This window comes from Lewinella sp. IMCC34183, assembly GCF_003390915.1.
Classification (GTDB): Bacteria; Bacteroidota; Bacteroidia; order Chitinophagales; family Saprospiraceae; genus Neolewinella.
Genome location: NZ_QMEM01000012.1, coordinates 63,141 through 86,210 on the forward strand (window position 1 = coordinate 63,141; position 23,070 = coordinate 86,210).

24 protein-coding genes are annotated in these 23,070 nt (G+C 62.6%); 10 read left to right on the forward strand and 14 right to left on the reverse strand.

All coding sequences use genetic code 11. The features are described 5' to 3' along the window. Position 1: 1 nt before the first annotated feature. On the reverse strand, positions 2 to 427 hold the full coding sequence (locus tag DQG19_RS19245) for a UPF0158 family protein (protein WP_116127938.1): 426 nt from the start codon (positions 425 to 427) through the stop codon (positions 2 to 4). Next, entirely contained in the window at positions 424 to 1,422 is a 999-nt protein-coding gene (locus DQG19_RS19250; protein WP_116127940.1) for an SMP-30/gluconolactonase/LRE family protein, read from the reverse strand. The genes DQG19_RS19245 and DQG19_RS19250 overlap by 4 nt, the downstream gene beginning before the upstream one ends. Positions 1,423 to 1,577: 155 nt before the next feature. Between DQG19_RS19250 and DQG19_RS19255 the strand changes: the two genes are divergently transcribed. The 5 genes from DQG19_RS19255 to DQG19_RS19275 are packed head-to-tail and all read left to right on the forward strand — an operon-like array spanning position 1,578 to position 7,698. Beyond that, positions 1,578 to 3,419: a sodium:solute symporter gene (locus tag DQG19_RS19255; protein WP_232826555.1), complete on the forward strand. Its 1,842-nt coding sequence runs from the start codon at positions 1,578 to 1,580 to the stop codon at positions 3,417 to 3,419. A gap of 47 nt (positions 3,420 to 3,466) precedes the next feature. Beyond that, positions 3,467 to 4,237, forward strand: a complete 771-nt coding sequence (locus tag DQG19_RS19260; RefSeq protein ID WP_116128013.1) for a PPK2 family polyphosphate kinase — start codon at positions 3,467 to 3,469, stop codon at positions 4,235 to 4,237. A gap of 6 nt (positions 4,238 to 4,243) precedes the next feature. Then, on the forward strand, positions 4,244 to 5,461 hold the full coding sequence (locus DQG19_RS19265) for a peptidoglycan-binding domain-containing protein (protein ID WP_116127942.1): 1,218 nt from the start codon (positions 4,244 to 4,246) through the stop codon (positions 5,459 to 5,461). A gap of 33 nt (positions 5,462 to 5,494) precedes the next feature. Further along, positions 5,495 to 5,917, forward strand: a complete 423-nt coding sequence (locus DQG19_RS19270; protein WP_116127944.1) for a hypothetical protein — start codon at positions 5,495 to 5,497, stop codon at positions 5,915 to 5,917. After that, on the forward strand, positions 5,917 to 7,698 hold the full coding sequence (locus DQG19_RS19275) for a peptidoglycan-binding domain-containing protein (protein WP_116127945.1): 1,782 nt from the start codon (positions 5,917 to 5,919) through the stop codon (positions 7,696 to 7,698). Before DQG19_RS19270 ends, DQG19_RS19275 begins: the two co-directional genes overlap by 1 nt. Here the strand turns inward: DQG19_RS19275 and accD are convergent. Then, positions 7,695 to 8,552 (reverse strand): acetyl-CoA carboxylase, carboxyltransferase subunit beta, encoded by an 858-nt coding sequence (gene accD, locus DQG19_RS19280; protein WP_116127948.1) that lies wholly within the window; start codon positions 8,550 to 8,552, stop codon positions 7,695 to 7,697. The two genes, DQG19_RS19275 and accD, sit on opposite strands and share 4 nt — an antisense overlap. A 22-nt stretch (positions 8,553 to 8,574) precedes the next feature. Continuing rightward, positions 8,575 to 9,021, reverse strand: a complete 447-nt coding sequence (locus DQG19_RS19285; protein WP_116127950.1) for a DMT family transporter — start codon at positions 9,019 to 9,021, stop codon at positions 8,575 to 8,577. A gap of 47 nt (positions 9,022 to 9,068) precedes the next feature. Here DQG19_RS19285 and DQG19_RS19290 point away from each other — a divergent pair, with 47 nt between their 5' ends. Together DQG19_RS19290 and DQG19_RS19295 are read left to right on the forward strand one after the other, a co-directional pair. After that, positions 9,069 to 9,566 carry a hypothetical protein gene (locus DQG19_RS19290; protein WP_116127952.1) on the forward strand — a complete coding sequence of 166 codons (498 nt, stop codon included), beginning with the start codon at positions 9,069 to 9,071 and terminating at the stop codon, positions 9,564 to 9,566. Positions 9,567 to 9,651: 85 nt separating this feature from the next. Then, entirely contained in the window at positions 9,652 to 10,956 is a 1,305-nt protein-coding gene (locus tag DQG19_RS19295) for a dicarboxylate/amino acid:cation symporter (RefSeq protein ID WP_116127954.1), read from the forward strand. A 3-nt stretch (positions 10,957 to 10,959) separates the two neighbouring features. Here DQG19_RS19295 and DQG19_RS19300 read toward each other — a convergent pair whose 3' ends face one another. Next, on the reverse strand, positions 10,960 to 11,475 hold the full coding sequence (locus DQG19_RS19300) for a hypothetical protein (protein ID WP_157974611.1): 516 nt from the start codon (positions 11,473 to 11,475) through the stop codon (positions 10,960 to 10,962). A gap of 222 nt (positions 11,476 to 11,697) precedes the next feature. Between DQG19_RS19300 and DQG19_RS19305 the strand changes: the two genes are divergently transcribed. Both DQG19_RS19305 and DQG19_RS19310 read left to right on the forward strand, forming a co-directional pair. Then, positions 11,698 to 13,380 carry a LysM peptidoglycan-binding domain-containing protein gene (locus DQG19_RS19305; protein ID WP_116127958.1) on the forward strand — a complete coding sequence of 561 codons (1,683 nt, stop codon included), beginning with the start codon at positions 11,698 to 11,700 and terminating at the stop codon, positions 13,378 to 13,380. Between the two features lie 42 nt (positions 13,381 to 13,422). Beyond that, a complete protein-coding gene (locus DQG19_RS19310; protein WP_116127960.1) occupies positions 13,423 to 14,607 on the forward strand; it encodes a hemolysin family protein in 1,185 nt (394 codons plus the stop codon). Here DQG19_RS19310 and DQG19_RS19315 read toward each other — a convergent pair. The 6 genes from DQG19_RS19315 to fsa all read right to left on the reverse strand — a co-directional run bounded on the left by DQG19_RS19315 (position 14,543) and on the right by fsa (position 19,947). Continuing rightward, positions 14,543 to 15,064 carry a metallophosphoesterase family protein gene (locus DQG19_RS19315; protein WP_116127962.1) on the reverse strand — a complete coding sequence of 174 codons (522 nt, stop codon included), beginning with the start codon at positions 15,062 to 15,064 and terminating at the stop codon, positions 14,543 to 14,545. The two genes, DQG19_RS19310 and DQG19_RS19315, sit on opposite strands and share 65 nt — an antisense overlap. Further along, on the reverse strand, positions 15,061 to 16,647 hold the full coding sequence (locus DQG19_RS19320) for a hypothetical protein (protein ID WP_116127964.1): 1,587 nt from the start codon (positions 16,645 to 16,647) through the stop codon (positions 15,061 to 15,063). The genes DQG19_RS19315 and DQG19_RS19320 overlap by 4 nt, the downstream gene beginning before the upstream one ends. 110 nt (positions 16,648 to 16,757) lie before the next feature. Beyond that, the gene (locus DQG19_RS19325) at positions 16,758 to 18,320 is read right to left on the reverse strand and encodes a hypothetical protein (protein ID WP_116127965.1); all 1,563 of its coding nucleotides are present in this window, start codon (positions 18,318 to 18,320) and stop codon (positions 16,758 to 16,760) included. A gap of 15 nt (positions 18,321 to 18,335) precedes the next feature. Further along, positions 18,336 to 18,845 (reverse strand): NADPH-dependent FMN reductase, encoded by a 510-nt coding sequence (locus DQG19_RS19330; protein ID WP_116127968.1) that lies wholly within the window; start codon positions 18,843 to 18,845, stop codon positions 18,336 to 18,338. After that, the gene (locus DQG19_RS19335) at positions 18,842 to 19,204 is read right to left on the reverse strand and encodes a hypothetical protein (protein WP_116127969.1); all 363 of its coding nucleotides are present in this window, start codon (positions 19,202 to 19,204) and stop codon (positions 18,842 to 18,844) included. Before DQG19_RS19335 ends, DQG19_RS19330 begins: the two co-directional genes overlap by 4 nt. A 77-nt stretch (positions 19,205 to 19,281) precedes the next feature. Further along, positions 19,282 to 19,947 (reverse strand): fructose-6-phosphate aldolase, encoded by a 666-nt coding sequence (gene fsa, locus DQG19_RS19340; RefSeq protein WP_116127971.1) that lies wholly within the window; start codon positions 19,945 to 19,947, stop codon positions 19,282 to 19,284. Between the two features lie 450 nt (positions 19,948 to 20,397). On the opposite strand from fsa, the gene rpsP reads away from it, so the two are divergent. After that, positions 20,398 to 21,078 (forward strand): 30S ribosomal protein S16, encoded by a 681-nt coding sequence (gene rpsP, locus DQG19_RS21575; RefSeq protein ID WP_116127973.1) that lies wholly within the window; start codon positions 20,398 to 20,400, stop codon positions 21,076 to 21,078. A 46-nt stretch (positions 21,079 to 21,124) separates the two neighbouring features. On the opposite strand, the gene DQG19_RS19350 is transcribed toward rpsP, so the two are convergent. The 3 genes from DQG19_RS19350 to DQG19_RS19360 are packed head-to-tail and all read right to left on the reverse strand — an operon-like array spanning position 21,125 to position 23,015. Continuing rightward, positions 21,125 to 21,967, reverse strand: coding sequence for an aminotransferase class IV (locus DQG19_RS19350; protein ID WP_116127975.1), 843 nt, complete (start codon positions 21,965 to 21,967; stop codon positions 21,125 to 21,127). 1 nt (position 21,968) lies between these two features. Next, positions 21,969 to 22,763, reverse strand: a complete 795-nt coding sequence (gene dapF, locus DQG19_RS19355) for a diaminopimelate epimerase (RefSeq protein ID WP_116127977.1) — start codon at positions 22,761 to 22,763, stop codon at positions 21,969 to 21,971. Then, positions 22,764 to 23,015 (reverse strand): hypothetical protein, encoded by a 252-nt coding sequence (locus DQG19_RS19360; protein ID WP_116127979.1) that lies wholly within the window; start codon positions 23,013 to 23,015, stop codon positions 22,764 to 22,766. It abuts the gene before it with no gap. Between the last annotated feature and the right edge of the window lie 55 nt (positions 23,016 to 23,070).

A 23,070-nucleotide genomic window follows, 5' to 3' on the forward strand; every position in this document is an offset into this window, starting at 1 on the left:
GCTAGTCTTGGTCCTCGGCCATGCGCTGGCGGACGTAGTCGGAATATTTTTCCTGGCGGAACTGCCGCCACCGCTCGTAGTTCTTGGGGAAGCGGCGGAGTTCGGTCTTGAAGTTTTGGAAGGGGTTGGGCCGCTTAAGGGCGTAGGTGAGTGCCTGCCAGAGTTCCTGGTTGCGTACGCGGTCGGTGAAGGCGGCCATGATCTTGATGGCGTCGGGCGCTGGCAGGCGCTCGATGTGGACGTAAGCGTCGGGATCGGTGCTCACGTCCTGCATGATGGCCTCAAAGACCTCGGGGTCGGCCCGTACGTTGCGTTCGGGGTCGTCGGCAATCAGCATCCGGCCGTGGGCGCGGTGTACGTACACTTCCATACCACGGCGAATTGCGGTGGCGGCTTCGTTGATATCGTGGTCGTTGAGCTGGATCATAGTCGGTTAAGTTTTACGCGCAGGAGGCGGGAGTTGTTCGTGAGGTAAAGCCAGGCTTCGTCGGGAGAGAGGGTAACGTTTGACACCGGGCCCTCACTCCGGATCTTGCTGATCACCCGGCCGTCGGGGCGCAGCACCCACACGCCCCCCGGGGAGGTGGCGAAAAGTGTTCCGTCGCCGGCCACCGTCAGCCCGTCCGGGTATCCCGGTTCGGTGGCCACCAGGTCGGTACCGTCGATGAGCACCCGGGGCTCTCCGAGCGTGAAGTCGGCGGACAGGGGCGTAGCGGTCACGATCGGCCGCTCGCCGTCGGAGTTCGCCAGGTAAAGCGTACGTCCGTCGGGGCTCAGGCCGATGCCGTTGGGGCGGCTATAGTCGCTCGTCAGCAGCGTCACCCGACCGCGGGGGTCCACGCGGAACACGCCGCTAAAGCCCATTTCCCCGACTTCCCGCGAAGGCAGGCCGTAGGGCGGGTCGGTGAACAGGACAGAGCCGTCGGCGGCCACCACCAGGTCGTTGGGGCTGTTGAAGCGTTTGCCGTTGTACCGCTCGGCCAGCGCCGTGTAGATGGGCGCGGGGGCATCCAGGGGGGCGTCCATGCGGGCTATACGCCGGCTGCCGTGCTGGGCCAGCAGGAGGCGGTCCTGTGCGTCAAGGGCGAGTCCGTTGCTGCCCGGCTCGCTGCTGTAGTCGTCGGGGGCGTCGCCGGAATTGGTGAGCCAGAGCGTGCTGCCGCTGCCCGTCCACCGCAGGACCACATTATTAGGTACGTCACTGCACACTACGGTACCGTCGGGCAGCACCAGCGGGCCTTCGGACCACTGCATACCACCGAAGAGTTCTTCCGCCACCGGCGTCCGGCCGAAGAGGCGGCGCGTAGCCGGTCCGTCGATCGCCTCGATCCGGACGGGTCCGGCGGCGGTCACGGGAGCTGGGGTGCGCGAGACGCCACAGGCGGCCAGCAAGACCAGCAGGAGGGGAAGGAATCGCACCATGGCCGCAAAATTAGGGAAAATATGCGCGGGCACGCAGGTGCAGGGACTGCTAAAACGGTTAACGTGGCTGGCCGGTGGGATTGGGGGGCCTACGGCGGGTCGACGTGGCAAATTTAGACTTATACTTACGGTCCGTTCATCGGGTACTTACTGTTATGCCACCCTTTGGTGGCGTTTACGTCGATCAGCACATCATGAATTCATTTGCCCTTTCAACGCTTGACCTGGTGGTCATGGCCGTCTACGCCGTCTTCATCATTGGCTACGGCCTGTATTCCGCTAAGGCCCAGAGTTCCGAAGAGTACTTTTTGGCCGGACGTGACATGACCTGGCCGATCGTCGGTATCTCACTATTCGCCGCCAACATCTCGTCCTCGACGCTGGTGGGACTAGCCGGCGACGCGGCGAAGACCAACACCCAGGTCTTCAACTACGAATGGCTGGCCTCGGTGGTGCTGGTGTTCTTCGCGATCTTCTTTTTGCCTTTCTACCTGAGCTCCAAGGTGTACACCATGCCCGAGTTCCTGGAACGCCGCTACGATGCCCGCTCCCGCTTCTACTTCAGTTTTGTGACGATCATCGGCAACGTACTCATCGATACCGCGGCGGGGCTATATGTGGGCACCGTAGTGCTGAAGCTGCTTTTCCCCGATCTGTCCACCTTCGCCATTGTCACCATCCTGGCCCTGGCGGCCGCGGCCTATACCGTCCCGGGCGGACTCAATTCGGTCATCCAGACGGAAGTCATTCAGGCCATCCTGCTGGTCATCGGTAGTTGCCTGATCACCTATTACGCCTTCGAGCAGGTGGGTGGCTGGAGCGAAATGATTGCCCAGTTAAATGCCCTTGGAGCGGCGGGAGAACTGCCCAACGTGAACGACATTGACCACGTGGCGTCGGGGGTGACCGACGGCGGCAGCGCTTCGGGCATTCCGCTCGGCGAGCGGGTATACGGCACCGAATACTACACTCCGCAAAACGCCGAGGAAGTACTCAGCCTGGTCCGGCCGGCCAACGACCGCTTCATGCCCTGGACGGGGCTGCTGCTCGGTGCGCCTATCCTGGGCTTCTACTTCTGGGCCAATAACCAGTTCATGGTACAGCGGGTACTGGGCGCCAAGGACCTGAACCACGGCCGCTGGGGGGCGCTGTTCGCCGGCCTGCTCAAGTTACCGGTGCTCTTCATCATGGTGCTGCCGGGCACGCTGGCCATCCTGCTGTTTCGCGACTTCGATATCGCCACCCTCAACTACCAGTTGCCGGACGCGACGATCTGCCAGAATCTGGTGGACTGCCCCAACGCTACCTATCCGCTCCTCCTCTTTACCCTCCTGCCCACCGGCGTACTCGGCCTGGTGCTCGCCGGACTGCTGGCGGCCATGATGTCCTCGGTCAGCGCCACCTTCAACTCGGCCTCCACGCTCATCACCATGGACTTCGCGGTCAAAATGAAGCACGACCTGACGAGCAAGCAACTGGTACGTATCGGTCAGATCTCCACGCTGGTTCTCGTGGTGCTGGCTTGCCTGTGGGCGCCGCAGATCGAGAAGGCCGCCTCGCTGTGGGAGTACCTGCAGATCGTGCTCAGCTTCATTGCCCCGCCGGTAGCCGCCGCCTTCATCGTCGGTATGTTCGACCAGCGGGCCAACGGCGACGGGGCCTTTTACAGCCTCATTTTCGGGGCCGTGGTATCGGTGGTGTACGTGGTCCTTTCCGTGCTGGTGGCGCGCGGGTCCCTGGAGCCCAACGGCTTTCTGGAGATGCACTTCCTGCACCGCACCTTCTTCCTGTTTGCCGCCTGTGCGGTCCTTAACGTGGTCATCAGTCGCTTCACGGCGCCGCCCCCGGCCGACAAGATTGCCAACTACACCTGGAACAATGGCATCATTGCCGCCGAAACCGAAGCCCTGCGCGGGGTGGCCTGGTACAAGAATTACCGTTACCAGGCGATCATTTTACTCGCGCTCACCTTAGTACTGGTAGTTTGGTTCTGGTAACCATCACCGCACCCGCGCTCCGCCGCCTCACCTCAACTACCAACCCCATGTCCACCTCCTCCCTGATCGATCTGAGTACTTACCCCACACGTTCCCCGGACGACCTCGACAAATCGGACGCCCGGAAAGAGACCGCCAAGCGTGTCGCCCGCATCGGCGAACTGCACCAGCAACTGATCGCGGAAAAGGAGCACGCCGTACTCATCGTACTGCAGGGGATGGACGCCAGCGGCAAGGACGGCGCCATGCGTAACGTGTTCGCCGACTGCCCGGCCTACGGACTGCGGACCCACGCCTTCGGCAAACCTACCGAGGAAGAGTTCGACCACGACTTCCTGTGGCGGGTCCATCCGCACGTGCCGGCCAAGGGGGAAATGGTCATCTTCAACCGCAGCCACTACGAGGACGTACTCATCCAGCGCGTCCACGGCTGGATCACCGAAGAGCAGGTGGACCGCCGCATCGACAGCATCAATGCCTTCGAGCACCTGCTGCAGTACGACAACAGCACCCTGATCCTGAAATTCTACCTCCACATCAGCAAGGAGCAGCAACGGGAGGAACTGATGGAGCGCGTGGAAGAGCCGGAGAAATTCTACAAGCACAAGGACGGCGACTGGCGCGAGCGTGAGCACTGGGATGCGTACCGCTCGGCGTACGAAGACGTAATCGCCCGCAGCGAGATACCCTGGCACATCGTCGGGACCGACCAGCGGTGGTACCGCAACTACCTGATGTCGGACATCATCGTGCAGGCACTGGAAGGACTGAAAATGGAGTGGCCTCCGCTGGTAACCAATCGGGAGTGGAAGGTATAAACGGGTATGGAAAAGTTGCTGCGACTCGGTCGGGTCGACGAGGACATAAATTACTCACCGGAAGAGCGTCGGGCCTTTCTGGAGCTCTACCATCACCGCTACATCCAGCGGGAGGGGAGAGAAAAATTCCGTGACGACATCCGGGGCCGCTGGTACGACTGGGAGCCGATCCCCGGACAGCGGGTCCGGGCGCTGACGCAGCAGCTGCAGGCGGCGGGCTTCATGCCCCACGCCGAGCACGGAGGCGTCTACGGATACGCTACCCAGGCCGCGGTGCGCCTGTTCCAGGAATACGTGCGTACCATTGGTGATCCGGAGCGCCACGCGCGCCGCGATCCCCCGAGCTGGCCGGACGGGGTAGTGGGCGACGATACCCGCTACTACCTCGAACGCTGGGCGGAAACGGGGCAGCGCTGCCGCTGGGCCCGGAACGAGGAAAGCGCCGACTACCGCCGCTGGATAAACTGGCTTAATGCGGCCACCCGGCACTACCGTGAGCAGCCTACCCCCGCGATGCAGGAACTGGCCGGTCGTAGCCATCGGGGAGACAGCCTGCTGCCGGAAGAATGGTCATTCGATACCGATGAGCCCCACCTGATCGGCATCCGCCGGCGGCGCGCGGCTGCCACGGGCGACCGGCCGAACGACGATCTCTTCGTGCTGCTCATTCAGGGCCTGAGCTTTTACTTTTGGGGTTCAACCGATCCCCGCAAGACCGATGGCAGCAACCTTTCGGTCATCGCGGGGCAGCACCTGTACCGCTTCAACTGGCACAAATTGCAGGAATCACAGGTGGACCGCCTGCACAAGGGCGCGCGGCCGGCCGGTGAAGGCGTGATGACGCAAACGGAGGGTGGGGCCCTGGCGGAACCAAAAAAAACATTCAACATCCACTGGAGTGGGGTAGGAGGAAACAACTGGAGCGCTGGCTGCCAGGTAATCAGCGGTCGCAGCTACCTGAACGACGAAGGTGAGCGGATCGACTGCGGCGAGTTTGCCGCCGTCAAGTACGCCGACCGCGGCACGGTGGGCCCGGCAGGTGCCCGGCTCACCATGGGGGCCTACTGCGTGCTCAGCGATTTGCTGTTCTGCTACACCCGGCCGCCGGTACCGGGCGAAAAACCTACCTTCCGGTACACCCTATTCGAAGAAAATTCATTCGCTGCCGTACCGGGCATCCCGGTGGACGAGATCGGGGAGCGACTCCGTCGCCTATGTGACTGAGCGGCAGCATTCATTCACTCTACCTTCCGTACCATGCCATCCAATAAGGACAAGAACGCCGAACCAACCCCAGAGACCTACGACAACCTCGCTGCCCAGCCGGCCGAGAACAACGTCCAAACGTACATAAAGGACCTGTTGACGCTCGACGTTGTGACCCTTACCGGCAACGTCGACCTCGCGGTCACCGGAGCCAACGGTGAGCGGCTGCGGCTGGGAAGACTCTACAACCGCATCGAGGAGATGTATATGGCCGAGGACTCGCAGGTGCGGGTACTGGCCATCACCCATGTGGAACTGGACAAGGACTCGGTAACCTACATCAAGGAGGGCCTCAGCACTCAGGACGAGAAGCTGCTGACCTACCACCTGGAAACAGTACGGGCGGCCAGTGAGGCCCGGGCGGCCATGGCCGCCGGGGTCGGCCGCCTGCTGAACCTGAGCAAGCCCGCCTAGTGGACCCGCGGGCGTTCACGGAGGCTTGCAAGCGTCTGGGGTCGGGAGAATTCGACCCGGAAACCGTCGAGCAGTTGCGAATCGTCGTGGAGGAGCGCATGCCCGTGCGCTATGCTGTGCCGTTTCCCCCGGACGTGCAGGCTACCTTTTACCGGAGCGGCAGCAACACCCGCACCCGCCGCGGCCAGTGGCACGAGTTGGTACAGCACCTCACCGACCTTACCTACCTGACGGCGGACGAGTTTCAGCAGTGGCACCAGGCCCGCGCTGCCGACCTGCCGCCGACCGGCGAACTGATGGACCGCGTGCTGGCCGCACTCGGAGCCTTTGTCGCCGAGGATGCGTTCGCCCCGCTGCACCGCGGCTGCCCGTATCCGGCCGCCGGCCGACAGGCGCGGCTGGACTGGGCGGAGGAATACCTGACTCCCGCGGTGGACCGGCTGTCCACCTTTACGTCCTTCGACGGCGAACTGGCCGTGAATGCCGGCTACCGGCTTGGCGACCGAAGCGTGTACGGCCGGTCGATGGCCTTTCGTATGTACACGCTCTTCACCTACGTCTACGCGGATCAACACCGCCGTGACGTCTACCTGGACGAGTCCGACCGCCCACTCATCATCAAACTCAACCGACTCTTGGCCCGCGACCGGTCCGGTCTCGACGAAGGACTTCAGGGGCTGCTGCTGAACGCCGGGGCCTTGCTCGAGGCATTTTGGCGGGCGCGACTGCCCACCGGGACCGACGGGGAGAATACCTACATCCTTTACCGTATTACGGGTCCCCCCAGTCCGGACAGCCTGGCCCTGGAGGAAGCGCTCAGGACAGAGCTGGCCAACCGGCGACAGTTGCGTGAACTACCGGAAATCCTGGAGTATACGGGTGGCAACGACTTCGCCCGCCGGCTGTTGCAACTGACCCTCTGGCGCATCGGCTACTACGACGGTGCCCTGGACAGTGACTTCGGACCCCGTACCCACGAGGCGCTGCTGCGCTTCCTGGAGCAGGAGAGCGAGGGAGGGCGTAGGCGCAAGATTGCCAAAATTCTGGTGCGCAGGGAAGGCGAGGGTGCCTACGCGGTAAAGCTGCGACCGCTGGGCAAGCGACTCCGCGATTACGCCCCTCCGGACAAGCAGGAGGCGAGAAACCTGGAAGACGACATATGGAAGCGAATTGCCGAAGCCCGACAGATCGATACCGTAGACCAGACATTCGCCGAGCGGCAACAAGAAGCTACGGAAGCGTACGGGGCTCCGCAACGGCACCCCTTCCGCCGAGTTTATTTTGCCGTCGGCAGTCTGCTGCGGGCGGCGCTGCGCGGGATCGCGCGAATCATCGACTGGATCCGGCGGGCGGTGAGCTTCACCCTGGGCGCCATCTTTGACTTCATCAAGCTGGTGGCCAAGCGGCTCCGCGAGGGCGTGGGGTTATTTTTTACGGGAATGCGCTTTTTCGCCAATTTTTTTCTCGGGCGGCCTGTCGTAACGCCGGAGCCCGGGTCAACACCGGTGACCGTTGCGGCGCTGACCCGGTTCGGCCTGGACTTTGACACGGTAAACTACGTGGCCGACTCCGCGGGGGCGGAAGCGGTCAGGGACCACGGCAGGCTGCTACGCCGGCTGGCGGCGGGTGCCGAATTCTTCCTGACCGTCGCCATCACCGTGGTGCGGGCGGCCGCGGCCTGGGGCACCCCGCTGGGGTGGATCCACCTGGGCGTGCTGATCGCCCGCTGGGTGCTGGACATGTTGCGGTCGCCGCAGGGGGCGAAGGTTTCCCTTGCCTAGTCGGTGCGTCGTGCCGATTCGAACAGGTGCAGCAGGTCGCCCATGCGCTCGACGAGATCGGCGCGGTCGACGATAAAGTCGAGAAAGCCGTGCTCGAGGAGGAACTCGGAGGTCTGGAAACCTTCGGGTAGTTCCTTCTTGATGGTTTCCTTGACCACACGGGGGCCGGCGAAGGCGATCAGCGCCTCGGGTTCGGCAATGTTGATGTCACCGAGCATGGCGTAGCTGGCCGTGACGCCCCCCGTGGTGGGGTCGGTCATTAGGCTGAAGTAGGGGACACCGGCGCGGGCGAGCTGGCTGAGCTTGGCGCTAGTCTTGGCCATCTGCATGAGGCTGAAAGCGGCCTCCATCATCCGGGCGCCGCCGGTCTTGCTGATGATCATGAGCGGGGTGCGGGTCTTGCGGGCCTCGTCGATCGCGAAGGCGATCTTTTCGCCCACTACGCTTCCCATACTGCCGCCGATGAAGGAGAAATCCATGCAAGCGACCAGCAGCGGGCGGCGGTTAAGTTTGCCGCGTGCGACGCGGATGGCATCGCTGAGCCCGGTCTTCTTTTTTGCCGCCTTGAGGCGGTCCTTATAGGACTTCAGGTCCTTGAACTGCAGCAAGTCCACGGCCTCCATGTCCGCCTCGTACTCTTCATAGTTGCCGTCGAAGAGGAGGTCGAAGTACTCCTGGGAGCCGATCCGCTCGTGGTAATTGCAACTGGGGCACTTGTGAAAATTTTCCCGCAGTTCCTTGCGGGTAACGGTTTCGCTACAGCGCGGGCACTTGTACCAGAGCCCTTCGGGCGCTTCTTTCTTATTGCGCGTGGCGGTCTGGATACCGTCCTTGAGTCGTTTGAACCATCCCATAGGCCGCAAAGGTACAGTACGCTCAATTACTCCGCAGCATCACCACCCCGCCGATAATCGCGGTGACTCCGGCGACCCGCCACCAGTTGATGCTGTGCTGGGGAATCCCGAGCAGTCCGAAGTGGTCGATGACCAGGCTGATCGTCATCTGCCCCGCCACGGTAAGCGCGATGGTTACCCCTACGCCGAGGCGGGGGGCGAGCACGATGATGGCGAACACGTAAAAGCCGCCCAGTATACCGCCCACCCAGTAGTACCAGGGGAGTTCGAACGCGCGCCGCAGGTTACCCAGCGGTACGCCGGAAACGAGGCAGTAGATAAACAGGGCGATGCTGCCGGCGACGAAGGAGATCAGGGCGCCGTACACGGGACTACTCACCGCTTTCCCAATGGCGCTGTTGAGCCCGGCCTGAATCGCCAGCATGGCGCCTGCGGCTATCGCCAGCAAAAAAAGGAGGAATTGCTGCATGGGCTTGGTAGGTAGGCTGTATGTTTGTCGGCCCAAAGTAGATAGTAATGCTGAGAGAGTTTAACCAACTGAACGACGAAGAACGCCAACTCATGTTTGACGCGATACCCCTCATCGTGATCCTCGTGGGGGCCGCCGATAACGTACTCGACGAGGTAGAGCTCACCGAGGCACAGCGCCTGGCCGACATCCGCAGCTACAACAACCGCGGCCGCCTCAACGCCTTCTACGAAATCATCGACGAGGGACTGTCCGAGCGCATCCGCCAGCTCTACAACGGCATGCAGAACGGCGTACAGCAGCGTGAGAAGTACATCATCGGGGAACTGAGCAAGCTCAACACGATTCTGCCCAAGCTGCGCGAGCCCTACGGCTACCTTTACTACCACAACTTCCGCACCTTCGCCCGCCACATCGCCGAGGCCCACGGTGGCTTTCTGCGCTTCATTACCATCGGACCGAAGGAGGCCAAGGTAGTCGACCTGCCGATGATTAAGCCCGTCGCCAAGCCCCCCGAAGAGGAATACCCTAACCTGCTCGGCTAGGCCGTTGCCGGAACTGCGATAAGCGGGTCACGTTTTGCGGTGTGGTGCCGGCCGGGCTATTTTCGGCCCCGGACAACCCCTCGGCATGAAGAATCTGGCACTGCACTGGCAAATATTAATCGGCATGGCGCTCGGCGTAGGCTTCGGCGTCATCGCGTCGTCGCTCGGGTGGGGCGACTTTGTCAGTGACTGGATCAAGCCATTCGGTACCATCTTCATCAACAGCCTGAAGCTGATCGCGATCCCCCTGATCGTCGCTTCGCTGATAAAGGGTATCACCGACCTGAAGGACATCAGCAAGCTCAGCAATATGGGCCTGCGTACCATCGGCCTGTACGTCATGACCACGGTAGTGGCCATCGTCATCGGTCTGGTGATCGTCAACGTCGTCGCCCCGGGGCGCAGTATCGACCAAACGACCCGCGACAACCTGCTCAATGATTTCGCCGCGGACGCCGGCAACCAGATCACCGCGGCCACGGCGCAGGCGGACGCCGGACCATTACAGGCGCTGGTGGATCTGGTGCCGGATAACATTGTCGGCGCGGCCAGCAGCAACGGCAATATGCTGCAGGTCATTTTCTTCGTCATATTTTTTGCCATCGGACTCATTCTTATAGATCCGAAGCGGGCGGCCCCCGTCAAGGACTTTTTCGACGGCGTCAACGAGGTGGTGCTGAAGCTCATCGACCTCATTATGCTTACCGCCCCGATCGGGGTATTTGCCCTGCTGGCCTCCCTGGTGGTGGAAGCGCCCAGCAAGGACCTTTTTGTAGCGCTGATCATGTACAGCGCCTGCGTGCTGCTGGGACTCGGCATCATGATCTTCGGGGTGTACCCGATGATGGTCAAGGTGTTTACGGGTCGCAGTTACCGCAACTTCTTCGCCGGCATGAGTCCCGCCCAGCTGCTCGCGTTCAGTACCAGCTCCAGTGCGGCCACCCTGCCCGTGACCATGGAGCGGGTGGAGGAACACCTCGGCGTCGACGAGGAGGTAACGAGCTTCGTACTGCCCATCGGAGCCACCATAAACATGGACGGCACCAGTCTCTACCAGGCGGTAGCGGCCGTCTTCATCGCGCAGGCGTACGGCATGGGGCTTGACCTGGGCGACCAGATCACCATCATCGTGACCGCGCTGGCGGCCAGTATCGGCTCCGCGGCGGTGCCCGGGGCCGGCATGGTGATGCTTGTCATCGTGCTGGGGCAGGTGGGAATCCCGGAGGTAGGACTCGCGCTCATCTTCGCGGTCGACCGGCCCCTGGATATGTGCCGCACCGTAGCCAACGTGACGGGCGACGCGACCGTGGCCATGCTCGTAGCCAAGTCGGTCGGTAAGCTCGGTGAGCCCCGGGAACGCAAACTAGACGATCACTACGCCGAAGTATAGTACCTACTCCACGCGAAGCTCGGCCAGGCGGTAGAAGCCTTCGTCCATTTTACGGTCGGCCACGTATCCCATCGGCACCTCTTCGCCGTCGCGCCGTTCATTCCGCAGGCGCACCCCTAGCCGGTACTCCCCGGCCGTGAAGTCGGCGGGCACCTCGAAGGGGTAGCTCAGCCAGTTGGCCAGGTGCAGCTCGCCCACGGTATTGGCACCAGCGGGAATAGACCATGCTTTTCGCTGGGGGCCTTCGAGCACTACGTCCATAGTGTAGCGGGCGTTGGGGTCGACGCTGCCGACGGTGCGCCACTCCATCTGCACCTCGAAGCGCTCACCCGGGGCAACCGTGCGCGGCAGATTCAGCGCGTATACGTAGTGACCCACGCCGTCGACGGGTCGCTCCACCACGTCATCACTCAGGTCGATCGCCTGCTGGTTCTCGTTGGTACAGGCCCCGCCCAGCAGGAGCAACAAGCAAAGACAAGCCAGGGTGAAGGGGGTGGGGGAGAGGACGCTGCTGATCATGAACGGGGGTTTGGGAGTAAATGCAGTTTTCACCCCATTAAGTTCACCTTTCCCCGAAACCTTAGTTCTATAACCGTTACCTTTCCCTTACGTCCCGGCACCCGCGGCTAGCATTTGGGGAGCCGGATTTTTTAAGGTACGGGGCGGGTAACACCTTAGACCGCGCATACGCGTTGTTAGCTTGGCGGTCCGGATACCTTACGATGCCAAACCACTTAGTTGATGAAAATACTATTCGTACTGCTTGCCTTCCTTTCGTGGAAGCAAGCCATGGCCGAACAACTATTTATCCTGTTTACCGAAGATTGCGGTGCGAGTATTCGCTACGCGCGTTCCCTTGACGGAGCCTCCCGAATGGATTACTTTGCCTACAGCCTGCCCGCGGGTTTTGGTGAACGACTGATCCTCGAGACCGATGGTGAGGGCGTTTCCGTACGGAGCGACCTGCCCGATGGGTACCTGCGGTGTACCGAGGCCCGCCTCGGTGCCGAAACCGCAGCGCGCATAAATGACGCGGAAGACCACCTGTTCATCGTGCGCGCGCTGCCCGAGGGCGGGTACCGGGTAGAGCCGGTCGTCATGGCCGCCGTATTGGAGGAACGCGACACCGAGATCCGGTACCGTTCGCCGTTTACGGCCTTCACCTTCGACACCGAAAATGGCGTCATCGGCGTTAACCTGGATACGGCCAACGAAGGCGCCAGCGTCACCTTCGAAGGGCGGGAAGGCAATGGATGCCAGAGTACCTACCTCCTGCGGCAGTACAATCCCGCCGGTGCTTTCCCCTACATTATCTACCGGCTGGCCCCCGGCCTGGGTATTGTGGAACGCCGGCTTACCGGTGACGGGCGTTCGAACCCCGACGAGGTGATCACCGCCGCCGGCGTCAACGACCTGACGCTGCCCGCCTTCCTGGAGGCGCGGTGCGCCACCAAGCAGCAGGAGGCCGCCTTCGTTCCCCTATACATCGAGCCCGAAGCCGCGCCCCAGCCATCCGGTATTGCCCGCCCCGCGTACCCCGTATCGCCGCAGGCCAAGGTAGCCACCTACGACGCCCCGGAAACTCCCGCCCCCGCCCCGGTTACGGTGCACGAGGTTACCCGCGGTGAGACGCTGTACGCCATCGCCCGCCGCTACGGTGTCTCGGTCGCGGAGTTGCAGCGCAACAACAACCTGAGCAGCAGCACCATCTTCGTAGGCCAGCAGCTGAAGATTGAGGGGTCCACCTCCGCACCTGCGATTCCCGCCCCCCCGGTGACCGTCCCGCAAGAACGCCCCGATCCGGTCGTCAACGTCCCCGATCGGTATCCCGCACAGGGCGAATACCATACGGTAAGGCCGGGTGAAACCTTCGCCAGCCTGGCCCTGCGTTACGGCTACACCACTCAGCGCTTCAAGGAATTCAACAACCTGCAAGATGCCGCCGTGGCCCGCGTGGGGCAACAGCTACGGACGTCGCACTGCAGCTGCCCGCCGGCCGGCCAGGTAACGGAAGTTACGGAACCTGCTCCGCCGCCGCCATCCGCTCCCGTGCGTGTCCCGACTCCGGAGGAGGAACCCTACCGCCCGGTGCCGTACGGCTCCACGCCGACCTACCCCGCCACCTACCCGGAAGCGCCCCGCCCGGTGGCCGTACCGACCCCGAACGTGGTCGTACCACCCCCGCCGGCGGCCGATCCGTCCACCGGCCCCGACCGCCGGATAGAACCCGCCTACTCCTCGCCGCCACCGCCCGCCTACGGGGCTCCCGTGCAGGCGAACCGGGCCGTCCACATTGTCCAGGAAGGGGAGAGCCTGTACGGAATCGCGCGGCAGTACCGTATTTCGGTGGAGGAATTACGGACGTACAACGAGCTACAACCCGCCGACGTCATTGTGCCTTACCAGAAGCTGTACGTAAACTAATGCCCCCCGCAAGGACTTTTAGCTGTATTACCGCCCACGCTTATGACTCTTTTGCTCCTTTTTGCGCTGTTTTCCATCGCGTTCAGCTTCCTGTGCTCCATCTTCGAGGCCGTGCTGCTATCCATCTCCCCGACCTACGTCCAGGTCAAGGAGCAGGAGGGCGGCACCACCGGGCGGCTGCTGCGGAAGTTCAAGAACGAGCTGAACGAGCCCCTGACCGCGATCCTCTCGCTCAACACCGTTGCCCATACGGTGGGTGCCATCCTGGTGGGCGCGCAGACGGGGGCCGCCTTCGGCGAGGGCGGTTTTGCCGTCTTCGGAATAAGCGTGTCCTACGAGGTAGTCGTGAGTATCGCAATGACCCTCGCTATCCTGATCTTTTCCGAGATCATTCCGAAGAACCTCGGAGCTACCTACTGGAAGCAGCTGGCCCCCTTCACGGTCAAGTCGCTCAACGTGCTGGTCAAGATCTTCAAGGCCATCGGCATCGTCCAGGTTTCCAACCTGATCAACCGGATGATGGGCGGTGGCGACGCCCACTCCACGGCCCTCACACGGGTGGAGTTCGCCATGATGGCGGAGGCGCAGACTAAGGAAGGCAAGCTCAAAGAGGAAGAGGGCCGCATCCTGCGTAACCTGCTCGACTTCGAGTCCCTCACGGTACACGACGTGATGACGCCCCGGACCGTCGTCGTGGGGGCCTGGTCGCGTATCACTATCCGCGAGTTTTACGAGAAGTTCGATAACAGCCCCTTCAGCCGGTACCCCGTGTTCGGAGAAACCCGCGACCAGGTGCTCGGGTACGTTCTCAAGGACATGGTTTACAAGGCCATCATCGAGCAGCGCGACGACGAGTCCGTACTGGCTCTGGTCCGTGATATTCTTACCATTCCCCAGGACACCTCCCTCCACCAACTCATCGATCTTATGCTGGCACGCCGGGAACCGGTAGCCCTCGTCGTCGACGAGTTCGGCGGCATGGAAGGACTGGTCACCATGGAAGATGCCATGGAGACCCTGCTCGGCCTCGAGATCATGGATGAAATGGACAGTACCCAGGATATGCAGCGGCTGGCGCGGGAGCGGTGGGAAGCCCGTGCCCGGGCCATGGGCCTGGAAGTACCCGAACCGAAGCCAGACGCCGAGGAAGCCGCCAAGAAACCTACGGGCGAAGATCCGGGGGAATTGCCCCGCGCAACCCCAGCTCAATCACCTCCAGCCCAGTAACGCGGGCATCCTCGATCGAGAAACGCAGGACCGTCCGCATCCGGTGAAAGCCATGACGGCCACACGCGCCGGGATTCATGTGCAGCAAGTGACGGCCCTTGTCGGGCATCACTTTAAGGATATGGCTGTGCCCACAGATATATAGGTCGGGTCGGTTGTCGTCGATCAGTTTACGCACCCGGGTGGTATAGCGGCCGGGGTAGCCGCCGATGTGGGTCATCAGGACCTTTACCCCTCCTACCTCGAAAACATTATTCTCCGGCAGCCTCCGCCGGATCTCCGTGTCGTCAATGTTGCCATACACGCCCCGCACCGGTGCGAATGCCTCCAGCGTATCGAGTACCGCGGGGTCGCCGACGTCGCCCCCGTGCCACACCTCGTCGCAGTCGGCAAAGTGCTCCAGGATGGCGGGGTCCAGGTAGCTGTGGGTATCCGAGAGGAGTCCGATTCGTATCATTCTTCGAGGGGCTGTACGCGGTAAATGCCGATTGACAGCTGTCCGCAGGGAGCAATTTCCACGACCGGTTCTGCGTAGCGTTGCTCGTGGCGGAAGGCGGCCTTCTTGTCCTCATCCTGAAAATTGGTTGCAAAGTAGTCCGCGTACTTGCGGGTGCTCTCAATCTGCAGCCGCGGGCGCAGGTTGGCGGGCAGACTCTGCAGGTTATCCCGGCACGGCCAGTTGTTGCAGTGCACCTTGCGTACTTCTCCTTCGGGGACGGTTTCCGCAAGATGGGTCAGGGCATCGCGGAAGCCCACGCCCCAATAATCCATGTCGAAACGTGCCATCACCGGATCCCCCTGAATCAATTCGTTGAAGTACACGTACTGGTGCGGGTGCCCGCAAATCATGCGGTACGCCGCCAGTAGCAGTCCGCCGGCCAGCAGCGCCGGCGCGATCCGTGGCACGCGCTCCCGCACGTAAGCGAAACCGCCCACGCCGAGAAATACCAGACCTGGATACACGAAGTGCATATGACGCCATCCGTTGTACAGGGTCGAGTGGAGGACGATCACCACCAGGATGGGTCCTACCGAGAGGCCCAGCTGCGTCAGGTCACACAGCTCCCCGTAGTCCGACCACGGCCGGCCGGCACGCAGCCCCCGGACGAGCCGGACCACGGAGAGCCCCAAACCCGTCAACAGGAAGGGTAAGTAAAGCAGCGGAGTGGTAATCAGGATCCAGGCCGGGATGTAATACCCCGGCACGTCGGTCGCCCATAGCCGGTCGCCGAACAGCAGGTTGTAGCCGCCCCAGTCGAAGGCGGACATCTCGGTCAGGGCGCCCCACAACCGGTGCAGGGTGTCCTGCCAGAGGTAGGGGAAAAACGGAATCATTAGTGCCAGTGACAGGATCGGATAGAGCAGTGCCATCAGGTAGCCCCGGCGGCCCCGCGGTCGATCCAACGCCTGCTGGGTCACCAAAAGCCCCACCGTCGCCGCCAACACCAGCAGCGCCGGCAGGCGGGTGTTGAGGGCCAGCGCCGTTGCGAATGCGTGCCACAGGAACGCGCGCCACGTGCGGTACCGCAGTAAGCGTAACAGGGTGTAGGTGCTTATGAGGTAAAAGACCAGTAGGATGTGGTCTTTCGGATTGAAGAAGGCATGGGCGAAGATGCGCGGACTAAGGACCAGCATAGCCGTCCCCATCAGGGGATACCAGGAGCGTCCGGGCCAGCGAAGCTGCAGGCTGCGGTAAAAGCAAACCAGCGCCACCAGGTACAGGGCGAAGCTGAGCACGTGCCGGAGCCGGTAGTAGGCAAACGGATCGTCCTGGAGCCCTAGGGCCAGTTCCAGCGGCGTGGCAATGAGCTGGTACAGCATACCATAGTTCGACCACTGGTAGTTATCGAGGTCGTGCTGCGGGGCCAGCGGCGGCCGATCCAGACCGAGTTTTTCGGAAGCGTAATCGATCGATACGCGTCCGTGCCCGCGCTGAATGGCCTCGTCCCAGCTGATGCCGTAGTCGTCCAGAATTACCCAGCCGAGGGAGCCCAGGACCAGGAGCAGGAACAGGGCGATAGAATGGGGAGAGAGACGCACGAAGAACGACTTGGTTTGAGTGGTGAGGAACGCCCCGGAACCGCGGCGCTGTAATATCCGCTCCGGAAGGCACAATATTGCACCGTCGGAGCGAATTCGCGGGCCGGTACTTACCAGTTCAGCTCATAGATGCCTACCACGATATCGCCCCGCGGTGCCACCTCGACCAGGGGGAATTCGAATACATCGGTGCGTTCTTTCAGGTAGGCCCGCTCGGTAGGCCACAGGAAGTTCGTGGCCACCACGTTGGCCTCGTGGTAAAACTCAACGACCCGCAGGCGGTCGCGCCAGGGGGGAGGCAGGGCGCGGACGTTGTCTACGCACGGCCAGTTGGTACACTTGACATTGCGCACCTCCCCCTCCGGGACGGTCTCGGCGTAGCGGATGAAGGCTTCCCGGTAGCCGGCGCCCCAATAGTCCATCTCGTACCGGGTCACGGGCAATTCGTCGGTTACGAATTCATTCAGGTACACCTGCTGCTGGGGGTGCATTCGGACCATCACGATGGCCGTCCAGATCAGGCCACCGCCCAGCATGACGGGAGCCGCTAGCGGCCACCGTCGCCGGGCCAGGTCGAAACCCGTCATGCCCAGGAAAGCCAGACCGGGATACACGAAGTGGACATGCCTCCACCCGTTGTATACCGTCGCCCCCAGTGCGATCACTACGAGTAGCGGACCGACCGATAAGCCCAGTTGTACGAAGTCGAGCTGCCCCCCGAAGTCGCGCCACATGCGTCCGCCCAGAAGTTGCCGCACTGTCACGACTCCCGTACGTACCAGGCCGATAGCGATAAAAAGCAGGTAAACGATCGGGGTACCGATGAGGATCCAGGCCGGCAGGTACCAAGCCGGCGGGTCACCGGCCGGGTAGAGGGTGCCGAAGATCAGGTTTTCTCCGGCATAGGGAAACTTGGTCATGGTTTCCAGCGCTCCCGCGAGTCGCGCCACGGGTGCCTCCCAGATGTACGGGAAGAAGGGTAGGGTAAACAGCATAGTACCGGCCAGGTATACCGGTGCCTGCCACATCCGCCGGAAGTTGCCCGGTCGCGTAAACAGCTGCTCCCAAAGCAGCAGGGCAACGGTTGCGCCAACCACGATCAGCCCCGGTAGCCGGGCGTTGACGGCTAGCGACGAGGCGATCATGTGCCACACGAGGCTTGCGGTAGTACGCTTGCGCAAAAAATTGGCCAGCGTGAAGGTGGCGACCACGTAGAAGACCAGCAGGATGTGATCCTTGGGGTTGAAGAATGCGTGGGCGAAGAGCCGCGGCATCAGCAGCAACAACAGGGTACCGACCAGTGGATACCAGGGGTGGCTCGGCCAGCGCAGACGAAGTGTCCGGTAGAAGAAGGCGAGGGCTACTCCGAACAGAAGGAAACCCAGGACATGGCGGATCCGGTAGTAGCGGTACGGGTCGTTCAGGGCACCGGTCTTCACTTCGGCCAGCACCGACACGATCTGAAACATCATCCCGTACTTGGAGAAGTAGCTGTTCGTCGAGCCCAGGGGCGGGTGATCGATCCCCAGCCGGTCGGCCATCAGTTCCACCGTGGCCAGGCCCTGTCCGCGCTGAATGGCTTCGTCGAAGGAGATGCCGTAATCATCCACGATCGTCCAGCCCAGTAGCAGGTAAGCGCCGAAGAGGAGGCAGGTAACGATGCGGTGGTTCACGGGCGGGGACTTCCGTCAGGGCAGGAGGTGCAGGGCTTCGACCAGTAGTGCCCGGTCGTCACCGTCCTCAATATCGCCATTTTCGAGGAAGCTTATGTCACGCTGAAACAACGGCAATTGCGCGACCACGCGGGCGTCCAGGGCCTTAAGCGTCCACAGCAGCGACAGCATCGCGTGCTCTCCGCGGGGAGCGTGCGGACAGAAGGTGCAGGCCAGCACGGGCTTGTCACGGGCCTCGCCGGTACTGCTGAGCCAGTCAAATCCATTCTTGAGGGTTCCCGGCAGGTTGTCCAGGTAGGCAGGGGTGCTCAGGATCACGGCGGTAGCATCGCGCCACTGCTGCCGCCACTCCGCTACCACGGCCGGAGCCGGGTGTACGTCAAGGTCGGGGGCAAAGAGCGGTAAGCGGCGCAGGGTATGCGCCGGCTCCAGTCGGGTGGTAGTAAGGTAGGATAGGGAGGCCAGCAGGCGAGCGTTGGCGCTGTCCGGGCGGGTGGATCCCGCTACGGTCAGGTAGTGGCTCACCGATCTTCTTCCTCCTCGGTATCTACGTCGTCGTCGCTGAGCTCGTCCAGGTCGATGTCGGCTTCCTCGATCTCGTCATCGTACTTGTCGCCGTACTCCTCGCGGGCTTCGTCGGTCAGGATACCGTCGTCATCATAGTCGTCGTCGTCCTCGATAATCAGCTGGGCCTCGGACTTCGTCATCCGGATCAGGTAGTACTTCTCGCTGGTTTCGAAGGGGAGGGCGCTGGCGATCTTTCCGTTCACGTCGGTAAAGCGGATCAGGTTCCGCTCGAATCCGTTGGGATAGTTCAGCTTGATCTGTTCCAGCAACTCATCATCGAGCTTGTCGTAGTTCTTGATTACGCGGGGCTTGCTCATGGTCGGGGTAAAAGGCGGTCTAAAGGAGTATAACCGGCGGGGCCCGCAACGATGTGGTCGGGCCCCGCCGGTGGGAATTAGGATATTACGCTCTGGGCTTTCTTGTGGTCGGCCAGGAATCGCTCGAGTCCGCTATCGGTCAGCGGGTGCTTGAACAGGCTGTCGAAGCTGCTCAGGGGGCAGGTCACCACGTCGGCGCCGGCTTTGGCGGCTTCCACGATATGCTTGCCGTTGCGGATGGAGGCGGCGAGGATCTGGGTCTCGAAGCCCTGGATGGCGTAGATCTCCGCGATGTCGGAAATGAGGGTCATGCCCTCCCAGCCGATGTCGTCGATGCGGCCGATGAAGGGGCTTACGTAGGTCGCGCCCGCCTTGGCGGCGAGAATGGCCTGTCCGGCGCTGAAGACGAGGGTACAGTTGGTGCGGATGCCGTTGTCGCGGCACCAGGCCAGGGCCTTCACGCCTTCGCGGATCATCGGGATCTTCACGACGATGTTGTCGGCGATCTTGACCAGCTCCCCGGCCTCGCGCTTCATGCCCTCGAGGTCGGTGCTAATGACCTCGGCACTGACGTCTCCGTCGGTGATCTCACAGATCTTCTTGTAGTGGTCGCGGACCTTATCGTCACCGCTGATGCTCTCCTTCGCCATCAGGCTTGGATTAGTGGTTACGCCGTCGAGGATGCCAAGTGCTTCGGCCTCACGGATGTCGTCTAGGTTGGCGGTGTCGATAAAAAATTTCATGGTGGTCTGGTTTACGTCGTTTATGGCGCTAACATACCACTTGCCGGGATGTTTCCCCCCGCATTCCGATAATTGTTGCATCCGCTGCCGCCATGGCCGCCATCTCCGGCTACGCTATTGCCCGGAAAGACAATGGGTTAGCCCTTGACCGGGCCGTTGCTACGGAAATCTGCCTTCCGATCGGCCACCGGTGATCCCCGACGGCCCCGCTCTGACCGCTGCGGCGGCGCGCAGGTGCAGCGGACGTTCGGTCGCCGCCGGGCGGCCCGGGCGGGGTACCGCGATGGGTATACGTCCCACAATCTTCTATCTCGTAGGGGAAACCTAAGGAAAGGGGGCAATTATCTCGTATATATTCGTAGCAATTGCTTACCTTTGCGCCCCGGCAAAACCGGCTGCCCCCTGGCGGGAGTAGGCCGGTCTTCTATAACAAAAGGACAATACGTCACCATGCCAGTTAAAATTCGCCTCCAGCGCAAGGGCCGTCGCAAGCGCCCGTTTTACCACATCGTCATCGCCGACGCCCGCGCGCCCCGCGATGGTAAGTTCATTGAAAAGATCGGTACCTACAATCCCATGACCGTCCCGGCCACCATCGAGCTCGATCGCTCGGCGGCCTACGACTGGCTGGTAAAGGGTGCCCAACCCACCGACACCGTCCGCGCCATTCTGCGCTTCAAGGGCGTGCTCTACCGCAAGCACCTGATGCGCGGCGTAGCCAAGGGCGCCCTCTCCCAGGAGGAGGCCGACCAGAAGTACGAGGAGTGGATCGAGGCCAAGGAAGGTACCGCCGCCGAGCGTCGTGCCGCCCAGGAGAAGAAGGAAGCGGAATTCCGCGCCGCCGTCTCCGGTACCCCGCCGCCCCCGCCCGAGCCGGAACCCGAGCCCGAGGCTGAAGCGACCACCGCCGAAGCGACCGAAGAGGAAACCGCCGAGCCCAGCGCCACCGCTGACCTCGACGCCGCCCGCGCCGATGCCGGATCCACCGAGGAAAGCCGCAAAGAGGCTGCCGACGTAGCCGGAGAAGCCAAGGCCGAAGCCGACTCCGCCGAAGCCGCCGGTGAGGCACTCGCCGACGCCAACGAAGGAGAGAACGAAGAGGGTACCGGCAACATCGACAAGGAAGTCTAGCCCCCCGCTTCCGGTCCCTCCGACCGATTCAGAAAGCCCCGCCCGCCTAAGCGCCGGCGGGGCTTTCTTGTGTATAGGCCCGCCAGGCCGCCATTAACCGGCGCGTCACCGCACCCGCGCCCCCGCCCCCGATGGGCTGCCCGTCCACCCGGCCGATCGGCATCGGCCCCTTGATTGAGCTGCAGATGATCGCCTCATCGGCGGCCAGTAATTCGTCAGTCGGCACCGGGCGCTCCTCCACGGGAATCCCGAGTTTTGTGGCCAGCGCCAGCAGGTGTTTCCGGGTCACCCCGAGGAGGACGTCGTCAACCGGCGTAACGAGCGTACCCCCGGCAACGATAAAGAAATTGGAGCGGTCGCTCTCCCGCACGTTTCCGGAACGGTCCACGTAGAGCGGGTACTGGGCACCGCGCTCACGTAGCAACGGCTGAATACGGATTCCTTCGATGTAGTCGATCGACTTGACCCGCGGAAGCTGCCGCTCGTAGGGGTGCAGCATCGCGGCGCAACCCTCCTCATAATAGTGCTCCGCAGGTGGGGTAAAGCCGTAGGGGAGCACCAGCAGGTTAGGGGAGGCGGGGGTATATCCGTCGTCGGCGTAACCGCCCGTCAGGACGCAGCGGATGCCGCCCGCATCCATATCATTGCGCGCTACCAGTTCCGTGATTACGCCACGCAGACCAGCATCGTCCAGCGGCAACGGCAGGTGAAGGCCGTCGGCGCTGTTCCGGAAGCGATGCAGGTGATCGTCCACGAAGCGGGGGTGCCCGTCCACGATCCGGAAGTAGTCGAATACCCCGTACCCCCGCAGGATACTGAGGTCGGAGACGTGCAGTCGGGCCTGCTCCGCCGGCAGGTATTCTCCGTTCAGGTAAACGGTAGCTAACATATCAGAGGGTTATGGTGCCGGAAAATACAAAGGCCACCGGACCGATCAGGCGGAGGTCGCCGAAGTGGTCTCCGTGCCGCTCCCCACTCACCGCCAGTTGGCCGCCGCGTGCCTGCACGTTCACCAGGAAGGGGCCATTGCGTTCGGCTCCCCGCCGCAGCAGGGTACCGATGGCGGCGGCCGTCACGCCGGTCCCGCAGGCGAGGGTTTCGTCCTCCACGCCGCGTTCGTAGGTGGCGATCTGGAGTCCGTCCCCGGTTTCGCGCACGAAGTTGACGTTGATCCCCGCGCCCGCGAATTCCGGGGAACGGCGGATGCCGCGTCCCTCACTTACGACGTCCACCGCATCCAGGTCGTCCACGAACCGCAGGTAGTGCGGGCTGCCGGTCTGCACCACCAGATCTTCGCCCCGGGCTTCCACGCCGTGCACGTCGTTCATTCCCAAGGCCACTTCACCCGCCGGGGTGAGGGTGGCCTCGTGAGGGCCGTCCGAGGCCAGGAAGCGGTAGACCGTACGCTCGATGCCCCGGTCGGCCGCGAAGCGCACGATGCACCTACCGCCGTTACCGCACAGGGTGCTGCCGCTGCCGTCGGCGTTGAAGTATTCCATGCGGAAGTCGTAGGGCGGCGGCGCGGACCGCAGGAGCATCAGCCCGTCGGCACCGATGCCGAAGTGACGGTCGCACAGGCGCGCAATAGCCGGCGGGGGGAGGGCGGGCAGGAGGGTGCCGTCGCGGTCGTCGAGCAGGATGAAGTCGTTGCCGGCGCCGTGGTACTTATAGAAGGATAGCTGCATTTATCGTTGTTGACGGCGCAGGGAATCGATCCGGGCATTTTCCCGGTCGGCCTTATCGCGGTAATAACTCTTGGTTTCCGGCTGCTGCAGCGGGTCTTCGAAACCCACCGGAACCTGCAGGGTATAGGTACGGTAGGCGGCCAGGCCGGCCAGCAGGCTGATGACGACGAGGCCGATGAGGGAGATCCGCCAGCCAAAAATATTTGCGGAGGGCGGATTGTCAGGGTCGGAGTTGGGAGGAATGCGGATCACGGGGTAAAGGTAGGTCAGTCGACCGGAGTAACAATTGCCAGGGGCCGAGCGTTGA

Coding starts and splice junctions, on each gene's coding strand:
- DQG19_RS19245 (WP_116127938.1), bottom strand. CDS start 427: ATGATCCAGCTCAACGACCACGATATCAACGAAGCCGCCACCGCAATT.
- DQG19_RS19250 (WP_116127940.1), bottom strand. CDS start 1,422: ATGGTGCGATTCCTTCCCCTCCTGCTGGTCTTGCTGGCCGCCTGTGGC.
- DQG19_RS19255 (WP_232826555.1), top strand. CDS start 1,578: ATGCCACCCTTTGGTGGCGTTTACGTCGATCAGCACATCATGAATTCA.
- DQG19_RS19260 (WP_116128013.1), top strand. CDS start 3,467: ATGTCCACCTCCTCCCTGATCGATCTGAGTACTTACCCCACACGTTCC.
- DQG19_RS19265 (WP_116127942.1), top strand. CDS start 4,244: ATGGAAAAGTTGCTGCGACTCGGTCGGGTCGACGAGGACATAAATTAC.
- DQG19_RS19270 (WP_116127944.1), top strand. CDS start 5,495: ATGCCATCCAATAAGGACAAGAACGCCGAACCAACCCCAGAGACCTAC.
- accD (WP_116127948.1), bottom strand. CDS start 8,552: ATGGGATGGTTCAAACGACTCAAGGACGGTATCCAGACCGCCACGCGC.
- DQG19_RS19285 (WP_116127950.1), bottom strand. CDS start 9,021: ATGCAGCAATTCCTCCTTTTTTTGCTGGCGATAGCCGCAGGCGCCATG.
- DQG19_RS19290 (WP_116127952.1), top strand. CDS start 9,069: ATGCTGAGAGAGTTTAACCAACTGAACGACGAAGAACGCCAACTCATG.
- DQG19_RS19295 (WP_116127954.1), top strand. CDS start 9,652: ATGAAGAATCTGGCACTGCACTGGCAAATATTAATCGGCATGGCGCTC.
- DQG19_RS19300 (WP_157974611.1), bottom strand. CDS start 11,475: ATGATCAGCAGCGTCCTCTCCCCCACCCCCTTCACCCTGGCTTGTCTT.
- DQG19_RS19305 (WP_116127958.1), top strand. CDS start 11,698: ATGAAAATACTATTCGTACTGCTTGCCTTCCTTTCGTGGAAGCAAGCC.
- DQG19_RS19310 (WP_116127960.1), top strand. CDS start 13,423: ATGACTCTTTTGCTCCTTTTTGCGCTGTTTTCCATCGCGTTCAGCTTC.
- DQG19_RS19315 (WP_116127962.1), bottom strand. CDS start 15,064: ATGATACGAATCGGACTCCTCTCGGATACCCACAGCTACCTGGACCCC.
- DQG19_RS19335 (WP_116127969.1), bottom strand. CDS start 19,204: ATGAGCAAGCCCCGCGTAATCAAGAACTACGACAAGCTCGATGATGAG.
- fsa (WP_116127971.1), bottom strand. CDS start 19,947: ATGAAATTTTTTATCGACACCGCCAACCTAGACGACATCCGTGAGGCC.
- rpsP (WP_116127973.1), top strand. CDS start 20,398: ATGCCAGTTAAAATTCGCCTCCAGCGCAAGGGCCGTCGCAAGCGCCCG.
- DQG19_RS19350 (WP_116127975.1), bottom strand. CDS start 21,967: ATGTTAGCTACCGTTTACCTGAACGGAGAATACCTGCCGGCGGAGCAG.
- dapF (WP_116127977.1), bottom strand. CDS start 22,763: ATGCAGCTATCCTTCTATAAGTACCACGGCGCCGGCAACGACTTCATC.